Annotated in this window: 10 protein-coding genes; 2 read left to right on the forward strand and 8 right to left on the reverse strand. The window is 27.6% G+C overall.

Features of this window, described 5'->3' with window-relative positions:
* The 5 genes from VLM92_RS11825 to VLM92_RS11845 form a co-directional block, all read right to left on the reverse strand.
* Nucleotides 1-301: lysophospholipid acyltransferase family protein (locus tag VLM92_RS11825; RefSeq protein ID WP_325276537.1), on the reverse strand; the 301-nt coding region annotated here is incomplete at its 3' end.
* A gap of 82 nt (nt 302-383) precedes the next feature.
* Entirely contained in the window at nt 384-1,034 is a 651-nt protein-coding gene (cmk, locus tag VLM92_RS11830) for a (d)CMP kinase (protein ID WP_325276538.1), read from the reverse strand.
* Nucleotides 1,035-1,081: 47 nt separating this feature from the next.
* The gene (aroH, locus tag VLM92_RS11835) at nt 1,082-1,456 is read right to left on the reverse strand and encodes a chorismate mutase (protein ID WP_325276539.1); all 375 of its coding nucleotides are present in this window, start codon (nt 1,454-1,456) and stop codon (nt 1,082-1,084) included.
* A gap of 8 nt (nt 1,457-1,464) precedes the next feature.
* Nucleotides 1,465-2,679, reverse strand: coding sequence for an NAD(P)/FAD-dependent oxidoreductase (locus VLM92_RS11840; protein WP_325276540.1), 1,215 nt, complete (start codon nt 2,677-2,679; stop codon nt 1,465-1,467).
* 11 nt (nt 2,680-2,690) lie between these two features.
* Nucleotides 2,691-3,332, reverse strand: coding sequence for a histidine phosphatase family protein (locus VLM92_RS11845; protein ID WP_325276541.1), 642 nt, complete (start codon nt 3,330-3,332; stop codon nt 2,691-2,693).
* 210 nt (nt 3,333-3,542) lie between these two features.
* Here VLM92_RS11845 and VLM92_RS11850 point away from each other — a divergent pair, with 210 nt between their 5' ends.
* Nucleotides 3,543-4,712 carry a cation diffusion facilitator family transporter gene (locus VLM92_RS11850; protein ID WP_325276542.1) on the forward strand — a complete coding sequence of 390 codons (1,170 nt, stop codon included), beginning with the start codon at nt 3,543-3,545 and terminating at the stop codon, nt 4,710-4,712.
* Nucleotides 4,713-4,818: 106 nt separating this feature from the next.
* On the opposite strand, the gene cdr is transcribed toward VLM92_RS11850, so the two are convergent.
* Nucleotides 4,819-7,290 (reverse strand): CoA-disulfide reductase, encoded by a 2,472-nt coding sequence (gene cdr, locus VLM92_RS11855; protein WP_325276543.1) that lies wholly within the window; start codon nt 7,288-7,290, stop codon nt 4,819-4,821.
* Nucleotides 7,291-7,547: 257 nt separating this feature from the next.
* On the opposite strand from cdr, the gene VLM92_RS11860 reads away from it, so the two are divergent.
* Entirely contained in the window at nt 7,548-8,222 is a 675-nt protein-coding gene (locus VLM92_RS11860; protein ID WP_325276544.1) for a Crp/Fnr family transcriptional regulator, read from the forward strand.
* 78 nt (nt 8,223-8,300) lie between these two features.
* Here the strand turns inward: VLM92_RS11860 and VLM92_RS11865 are convergent, their stop codons facing one another.
* Nucleotides 8,301-8,741 carry a hypothetical protein gene (locus VLM92_RS11865; protein ID WP_325276545.1) on the reverse strand — a complete coding sequence of 147 codons (441 nt, stop codon included), beginning with the start codon at nt 8,739-8,741 and terminating at the stop codon, nt 8,301-8,303.
* Nucleotides 8,742-8,807: 66 nt separating this feature from the next.
* On the reverse strand, nt 8,808-9,835 hold a 1,028-nt coding region (locus VLM92_RS11870), incomplete at its 5' end, for a HAMP domain-containing sensor histidine kinase (protein ID WP_325276546.1).

Consider the following 9,835-nt stretch of genomic DNA (forward strand, 5'->3'; position numbering starts at 1 on the left):
CTTTTAAAATATTTTTTATTGTTGATACATCAGGCTTTTCTCTGTTTATAGGTATAACATTTAATTTTTTTAGCACAAATGCAAGTGGTTTTAATTTAAAAAGCTCTTGCTTTGCAATTGCTGCAACTGTTCTATTTTCTACTGCTGCTGCTAAAAATATTGGATCTAGGTTTGATTTATGATTTGAAGCTATTATTACATTACCTTCATTTGGAATATTTTCCGCTCCTATTACTTTGTATTTAAAAAATACATTTGAAAAACACTTAAATGCCTTTATTATAAAATTATAAAAACTCACAATTATCTCCCTTCATTACCAATATACATAATTAATTAAGTTATTTTAATTAATTATGTATATTGTGCTTTATATTAATTTTTTATATATTTATCTTAGATAATACTGAATCTACAACTGCATCAATACTTTTTCCAGTAGTATCTATTTCAATAGCATCATTTGCTTTAACAAGTGGTGCAAATTCTCTATTTGAATCTATTTCATCTCTTTTTATTATATCATTTATTATTTCGTCAAGACTAACTTCATATCCTTTTTCTGTTAATTCTTTATGACGTCTAGTTCCTCTTTCATGTGGTGTTGCAACTAAAAAGAATTTATAATGTGCATTGGGAAATACGTAAGAACCAATATCTCTTCCATCTAATATAACTGAATTTCTTTTTCCTATTTCTCTTTGAACATCTACCATTAAGTATCTTACTTCTTTAACCTTAGCAACATTAGATACATTATTACTAACTTCCATAGTTCTTATTTCTTCGTTTACTATTTGCCCATCTAAATAGATGTTATTATCTCTAAAATCTATATCAGTATCTTTTGCTATTTTTATTATTTCATCTTCATTGTTAATATCTATATTATTTTTAAGACATTTATATGTTATAGCTCTATACATTGCTCCTGTATCTATGTAATTTATATTTAACTTCTTTGCTACTATCTTAGCTATTGTACTTTTACCTGCTCCTGCTGGTCCATCTACTGCTATTACTAAATTATTCATAATAATTTCTCCTACTTATATATTACCATATAATTTGAATTTCAAAATTATAATTGTATTTCTACTAAATCTTTTCTTAAATCTTTGGAATCATTTAAGTAAATATGTTTTATATCTTTTTTAGATTTTTCACTATTTACATACATAATAACTCTAATACACATTCTTAGACTACCTTCTATATACTTTTCTTCAAAGTTAAGCATTGGAATGTCTGTTATATTTAAAATCTCTCTAACTGCTACAGAAGGATATACTTTGTCTAAGTCATTTGTCATTGTAAAACACATACTTATTATATCATCTAAATCTAATAAGTTTTCTATTATTATAGTTTGTATCAATTTTGCACTTTCATTTAGTATATCTTCTTTATTATTAGATACTACAGTTGTAGCACCTCTTATTGCTAATACTTTCATATAATCACCTACACGCTTATTCCAGCAAGATACCCCGTTGAGAAAGCTATTTGCAGATTATATCCACCAGTTTCTGCATCTATATCTATTACCTCCCCTGTAAGTAATAGATTTTTTATAATTTTCGATTCCATAGTTGATGAATTTATTTCCTTAACAGATATTCCACCACAAGTAACTTGAGAAGTTTTTATACCCTTACTTCCGTTACATGTTAGTTTCATATTTTTGATATATTCTATTATTTTAAGTTCATCAGCTTTTGATAGTTCATTCGCCTTTTTATCAGTTAATGATAATAAGTTAAATACCTCTTTCAAGAAATTTTGAGGTAATAATCCTTTTAAATTGTTTATTACATTTTTATTAGGATTTTCTCTTATTATATTAGATATTTCATCAAAGCTAGTATCTGGTAAAAAGTCTATATTTAACTCTAACTCATTTTCTTCTATATATTTATTTATATGAGATGATAGTTTTAAGACACATGGACCTGTTAATCCAAAGTGTGCAAATAACATATCACCTATTTTAGATATTTTTTTCTTTTTAATTTTACAAGAAATTTCTACGTTTTGCATAGAAATACCTTGTAAGTTTTTAATCCATCCTTCTTTTATTGTAAGAGGTGTTAAAGCTGGATATATTTTATTTAGTGTATGATTGTACTTTCTTAAAACATCATACATCATTCCATCAGAACCTGTGTGAGGGTAGCTTTTGCCACCTGTAGATATTATAACTTTATCGCCTAATATCTTATCACCATCTTCTGTTTTTACTCCGATTACACTTTCATCTTTTACTATAATGTTTACAACCTTTTTATTATATAGTATTTTTACTTTATTTTTTATTAAATCATTTTTAAGAGTTTCTATTACTTCTTCTGATTTATCAGATTTTGTATAAATCTTATGGTCATTATCTTCTTCTATTTTATACTCTAAGTTGTTAGATTCAAAGTAAGATAACAAATCACGATTTGTAAAAGTATAAAAACTACTATATAAAAATTTTCTATTAGTTACTACTTTTTCAAAGAAATCTTCTATATCTCTATTATTAGTGATATTACATCTTCCTCCACCAGTAACTTTAAGCTTCTTACCTAGTTCTTCATTACGTTCTATTAATATAACTTCATGATTATTTTTTGAAGCTGTAAGAGCTGCCATCATCCCTGATGGTCCACCTCCAACTACTATTATTTTAGACATAAAATTACTCCTTACTCTAATGCTGAGTTATTTATTTTTTCGTTATTCTTTATATGGCTTGTATCATTCATTTTTATAACTACTGGCCCATAATCTCTATATTCCACTACATTTAAAGCAGTATTGTCTTGCTTAATTCTATATATGTTTTCCATACCTGAATTTAAGAATGATAATAACATTACTCTTACTGTTACTGAATGACTTACAAATAGTATGTGCTTATTGTCATATTTTTCATTTATTTCTTTTATAAAGTTGTCTACTCTTTCTTTTATTATATGAAGAGTTTCACCTTGTGGTATATCTACTAAGTGAGGCTCATTTCTCCATGTGTCATAAGTGTTGGCATGATCTTTTTTTATTTCTTCTATTAAAAGACCTTCCCATACACCAAATCCCATTTCTCTTAAAGCACTAGTTTTTTCTACCTCTATACCTATTTTTTCTCCTACTATCTGTGCAGTTTGTACGGCTCTTCCTAAGTCACTACTATATATATAATCTATTGGATAATTAACCATAGCTTGTGCTAATTCTTGTGCTTGTACTTCTCCTGTTTTTGTAAGATCAGAGTTTCCATGTCCTTGAGTTTTACCTAATATGTTCCAGTTGGTTTGTCCATGTCTTACTATGTAAAATGTATTTGCCACCTTAATGTCCTCCTAAAATTGTATATATTTATTTTTAGCTTTCATCAAAATTTTATTATACCATAAATATACATTATTAAAAAGATATTATAAAGAAACCTATATGTAAATAGTATTTTTAATTTGCAAAATATGTAATATAATAACTGTAGTATTCTTTTTTTATATGTAAAAACTAAATATTAACTTAGAAAGGAGAATTTATTTTATATGTTTTCTAAAATTTTAGTTGAATTTTTTATTAAAGATAGCGAAAACATCCAAAAAGAAGATGTTAGAAATAAATATGGATACTTAGCTGGTATAGTTGGTATAGTTATTAATTTATTGCTATTTATAGTGAAAATTTCAGTGGGGTTATTAACTACTAGTATCGCAATTACTGCAGATGCATTTAATAATTTTTCAGATATGGCTTCTTCTATAATAACTATAGTTGGTTTTAAGTTAGCTAGCATTCCACCTGATAAAGAGCATCCTTTTGGACACGGTAGGTTAGAATATATATCTGCTTTAATTGTTGCATTTATGGTTATGCTTGTTGGAGTTCAATTTATTAAATCTTCAATAGAAAGGATACTAAATCCCTCACCTATTAAATTTCAATTTATACCTTTCCTTCTTTTAGCTATATCTATATTAGCTAAATTCTGGATAAGTAGATTTAATAATTTTGTTGGTAATAAAATAAATTCATCAGCATTAAAAGCAGCTTCTGTAGATGCTTTAGGAGATGTATTTACTTCAAGCTGTGTTGTAATATCTTTCTTAGCAGCTAAATTTACTACTTTACCAATAGATGGGTATATAGGTGTATTAGTTTCACTAGCTATACTTTATGCTGGATTTTCATTAGTAAAAGAAACGATAAGTCCTTTACTTGGAGAAGCAGCTGACCCTGAACTTGTTAGTTCTATTAATGAACGTGTTTTATCTTATAAACATATAACTGGAGTTCATGATTTAATAGTGCATAATTATGGAGTTGGAAGATGTATTGCTTCTATACATGCTGAGATTCCTGCCAGTATTAATATTATGACTATACACGATGTTATAGATAAAGCTGAGAGAGAAATATCTAGAGATTTGAAAGTGCATTTAGTAATTCATATGGATCCGATATGTGTTGAAACGGAAGAAGTATCTACTGTAAGGGAAGAAGTCGAAAAAATAATCGAGAGTCATCCTAGTATTAAATCAATGCATGATTTTAGAGTAGTTGGAAGTGGTGATAGTAAGAATTTAGTTTTTGATATTGTAGTTTTTCATGAAAATACTATACCTGATGAAAAGCTTAAAGAGTATATGACTAAATCTATCAAGGACATTCATCCTAATTATAATTGCATCATTACAGTAGATAGAGATTATCATTAGATAAAAATCAAATAAAACTTTGTTGTAAATCGAGTAGGAGCTAAATAATTATTTTATTTAACTCCTACTCGATTTTATTTATATTTATTATAAGATAATTTATTTCTTATATGAATAAGTTAAGTCCTGAATCTTCAGTAGAAGCTAAGTAAGAAGCTACTCCTCCTATTTCTACTCCATCTATAAATTCTTCTGCTTTTATTCCCATTAAATCCATACTCATAGCACATGCTACTACTTTAACACCCATATCTATTGCATTTTTCATTAAAGTATCTAAATCATCAACATTATGCTTTTTCATTATTTGACTTATCATCTTAGGTCCCATTCCACCCATGTTCATTTGAGATAGTGGAAGTTTACCAGTATGAGATGGTAGCATCACATCAAACATTTTTTCCATAGTATCTTTGCTAACCTTAGGCTTGTCTTTACTCTTTAATATGTTAAGTCCCCAGAATGTAAAGAACATTGTTACTTCTTTACCCATAGATGCAGCACCTGTTGCTATTATAAATGATGCTATAGCTTTATCTAAATCTCCACTAAATACTACTAGGGTTGCTCCATTTTTATCAGTCTGAGTTATAGAACAACTAGGATTGGCTACTAATCCACCAGTTCCTTTTTTTATTGTTGCTACAAAAGCTTTTTTAGACTTATCAAATTCCGCTTTTAATAAAGTGTTTCTTGTTTTTTCACACCAAGCTGCTATATCTTTTGCAAATCCTGGATCACTTGCCTTTACTTCTAGTATTTGCCCCTCTTGCATTTTATTTATCTCTTCAAATACTCTTCTAATAGGACCTGGACATTGAAGTCCACAAGCATCTAAACTAACATGTGCATTTATTTCAGTTATATCTAAATTTTCTAATTTCATAGCTACTACCTCATTATTTATATTTTGTTTAGCTAAGCTTTCCTCTGCTCTTTTTACAAATTGATAAGTTTTAATTCCACCATCTATGTTAGTACACTTAAATCCATGTTGCTCTAACAATCTACAAGCAATATATCCTCTAAGTCCAACTTGACATGTAGTATATAATTTCTTATCTTTTGGTATTTCATTTAATCTATCTCTTAACTGCCCTAATGGTATGTGTATAGTATTTGGCATAACACCAGTCACTAGTTCAAATTCTTCTCTTACATCTATTATTACTCCACCTTTTTTTGCTATATCGTCAACTTCACTCCACTGAACAGTATCTACCATATCTTCTAATATATTAGATGCATAGTATCCTAACATATTAACTGGGTCTTTAGCTGAGTTGTATGGTGGTGCATAACAAGTTTCTACATCTGGTAAATCAAAGACAGTAAGTCCACCTTTTATAGCTGTAGCTAAAACGTCTATACGTTTTTCAACTCCATCCATACCTACACCTTGTGCCCCAAATATTTTTCCTGTTTTAGAATCAAATGTCATTTTAAGAGCTATAGGGAATGAACCTGGATAGTATCCTGCATGAGAACCTGGATGTATATGAACTACTTTATAATCTATACCAAGTCTTTTTAAAGTTTTTTCATTATTTCCTGTAGTTGCAACTGTATAATCAAATACTTTAGCAACAGATGAACCTAATGTCCCTTTATACTTAACATTTCTTCCACATATATTATCTGCAACTATTCTTCCTTGTCTATTAGCAGGCCATGCTAGAGGTATCATTGTTGGATGTTGGTTTACAAAGTCCATAATTTCTACTGCATCACCTAATGCATATATGTTTTCATCTGAAGTTTTCATATAGTCATCAACTATTATAGCACCTCTTTCATTTAGCTTAATTCCAGCTCCTTTAGCGATAGTAGTTTCTGGTTTTACACCTATAGATAAAATTATCATATCTGTATCTATTTCTTTACCACTGCTTAATATTACTTTCTTTCCGTTGTTAGCAAATGACTTAACTCCATCTTTTAATATTAATTTTACACCTTTATCTATTAAATGGTCATGAACTATACTTACCATTTCTATATCAAGTGGTGCCATAACTTGGTCACTTGCTTCGACTAAAGTAAGTTCTATACCTCTATCATGAAGGTTTTCTGCCATTTCAAGGCCTATAAATCCTCCACCTATTACCACTGCATGCTTCGGCTTTTTATTGTCTACATATTCCTTAACTTTATCTGTATCTGGTATATTTCTTAGTGTGAATAAGTTATTACATTCATTTATACCTTCAATAGGTGGTTTTATAGGGTTCGCTCCTGGAGATAAAACTAATATATCATACGTTTCCTCATAACTTTCACCAGTATTATGATTTTTAACAGTCACTTTTTTAGCTTCTTTATCTATACCTACGACTTCGCTTAAATTTCTTATATCTAAATTAAACTTTGAACTCATAGCTTCTACTGTTTGGACTATTAACTTATCTCTTTCATTTATAGTCCCTCCTATATAATACGGAAGACCACAGTTTGCAAAAGATATATATTCACCTTTTTCAAACATTATTATTTCTATATTTTCATCTAAACGTCTTAATCTGGCAGCTGTAGACGCACCTCCAGCTACTCCCCCTACTATAATAACTTTTTTAGACATAGTAACCTCTCCTTTTTAATGATTTATTTTTAATGCTTAAATTAATTTTTATCTATTATTTAGATTTAACTTTTATTGTTAAATTTATAATTTATTTAATTATTCCTTTGTTTAATATATTTAAATTATATGATATATTTAGATATAGTTCTGTGACTTTGTCACATAACTATACTACTAATGTGCTCTATTTTATATAAGTAGTATTATTTTAGTATTTTTTATAGATTATAGTTATTTATTTTGGGAGGTATTTTATGAATATTTGGAATGATTTGAGAGATTTATATCCATTTTTAGATACATTAAATCAAGAAGCTAAGGATATTATCAAATCTTCATTAATAGTAAAAAATTTTGATAGTGATTATACCTTAATACATGAAGGATCTTCTTGTCTGGGATTTTCTCTTATAATAGATGGGGCTATAAGGGTTTATAAGCTATCAGATAAAGGTAGAGAAGCTACATTATATAAATTAAATTCTGGAGATACTTGCTATTTATCTATGTCTTGTATGCTTAGCAGTGATTCTTATCCTGCTTTTGCAGAAGTTATAGAACCTGCTACAATAGCATTTATTCCAAGTAATATATTCAATAAGTATGTTTATAATACTCTAGAATTTCAAAAGTATATTTTTAAAAATCTTTACTCTAAATTCAATGATGTATTAGAAGTTTTAGAAGAAATTGCATTTGAAAGAATTGATGTCAGAATTGCTAAGCACTTACTTTTAACTTCACAAAAAACTAATAATAGTAAGTTTTTATATTTGACTCAGGAAAAAATAGCCCAAGAACTTGGAACTAGTAGAGAGGTTGTAAGTAGGATGCTTGCTGATTTTAAGAATAAGGATATTTTGACATCTCAAAGAGGAAAGATTACTATACTGGATTTTGAGAAGCTTAATGCAGTTACTAAATTATAAGGATAAGCCTTTTATAATTAATACAAATAGGGAATGTAGATAGATTTGTTTTTACACAAATCTATCTACATTCTCTATTTATTGATTACAAGAACCGTTTCCTTGACCTTGATTATTTTGTCTTTGTTGCCTGTGTATTTTTCTTTGTTCTCTTCTTTCTTTCATTTGAGCTATAAATTCTTCACCCATATATTTATGTACCTTATCTTGAATTTTATGATACTCATTTAATTGTTCTTCACTTAAATCTCTTTTAGGCTGTCTATGATACTTATCATATATACCTTTTTCTTCTTGAGTTAACTCATTGTAACCTTTTTCTATAAGAGATAGTTGTTCTTCAGTTAAATTTCTACACATATTGTTTCTTTGTCTATTATTTCGTCTAGTGTCTTCTTGATTATCAGCGTCAGCTATAATTTTAGAATCTGTATTTTGATCACTTGCACTAACATCCATTGTAAATGCTCCTAATCCTAATAATGATACTACTCCTAAAGCTATTAATGATTTTTTCATAAATATTACCTCCTAATAATTTATCTGTTGTTATCTTTATTATAGGCGTGTAATGTCACATCAATGTTACAAATCAATTTTTTTTAATTCAATCCAAAATTCTACACCATCTTTTTTATTTTCTACTCCATATATTCCATCATGAAGGTTTAGTATTTCTCTTACAATAGATAGTCCTAATCCTATTCTATTATCATTAGAATTTCTTACTTTATCTAGTCTTACAAAGGAGTACCATATTTTTTCTAAATTATTTTCCTTTATTGTTTCTCCACTGTTATATACCCCTATGTATATATTATTATTTATTAATTTAGTAGAGATTTTAATTTGTTTTTTTGCATCAATATGATTTATTGCATTATCAAGTAAATTATTTAAAACTTGTTCTAATCTTATTTTATCTCCTAATATATAAGCTTCTTGTAAGTCTAAATATATATTTATCTCTTTATCTTTTAATATAATTTCATGTTTTTTAACTACGCTTTTTATTAAGTCAGATATATTTAATTTACCTTTTACAATCTTAAAGGTATTAGATTCTAGTTTATATAAGTATAGTAAATCATTTACCATTATTCCCATTTTTTCGCTTTCTTCACATATAACATCTATATAGTATTGCTTATCTTCTTCACTATCTAAAATGTTACTTCTAAGTCCTTCAGCATATCCATGTATAACTGTTATAGGTGTTTTAAGTTCATGAGAAACACTAGATACAAATTCTCTTTTTAATTTTTCTTGTTTTATTTTATTATTTATTAGTATTTCTAATTCTTCATTCTTAGCTTTTAAATCATCCATTGTATTTTTTATTTTGGAAGATAATGTATTTATACTGTTTCCTAATACTTCAATTTCATCATTGGTATATATATGTACTTTTTCATCAAAGTCTAAATCAGATATTTTATTGCTTATGTGAGTTAATTGTATTATTGGCTTAGTAAATTTATTTGAAAACCATATCGCCATAAATATGCTTAATGCGATTATAGGAATAAATATTATAAATAGAAAATTTGATGATGTCTCAACACTATTTTTTATTGAACTTATTGGAGTTTTACATACTATTGAGTATAGAT

Source organism: Romboutsia sp. (genome assembly GCF_035470145.1).
In the GTDB taxonomy this organism is placed as follows: Bacteria; Bacillota; Clostridia; order Peptostreptococcales; family Peptostreptococcaceae; genus Romboutsia_D.

Coding starts and splice junctions, on each gene's coding strand:
- cmk (WP_325276538.1), bottom strand. CDS start 1,034: ATGAATAATTTAGTAATAGCAGTAGATGGACCAGCAGGAGCAGGTAAA.
- aroH (WP_325276539.1), bottom strand. CDS start 1,456: ATGAAAGTATTAGCAATAAGAGGTGCTACAACTGTAGTATCTAATAAT.
- VLM92_RS11840 (WP_325276540.1), bottom strand. CDS start 2,679: ATGTCTAAAATAATAGTAGTTGGAGGTGGACCATCAGGGATGATGGCA.
- VLM92_RS11850 (WP_325276542.1), top strand. CDS start 3,543: ATGTTTTCTAAAATTTTAGTTGAATTTTTTATTAAAGATAGCGAAAAC.
- cdr (WP_325276543.1), bottom strand. CDS start 7,290: ATGTCTAAAAAAGTTATTATAGTAGGGGGAGTAGCTGGAGGTGCGTCT.
- VLM92_RS11860 (WP_325276544.1), top strand. CDS start 7,548: ATGAATATTTGGAATGATTTGAGAGATTTATATCCATTTTTAGATACA.
- VLM92_RS11865 (WP_325276545.1), bottom strand. CDS start 8,741: ATGAAAAAATCATTAATAGCTTTAGGAGTAGTATCATTATTAGGATTA.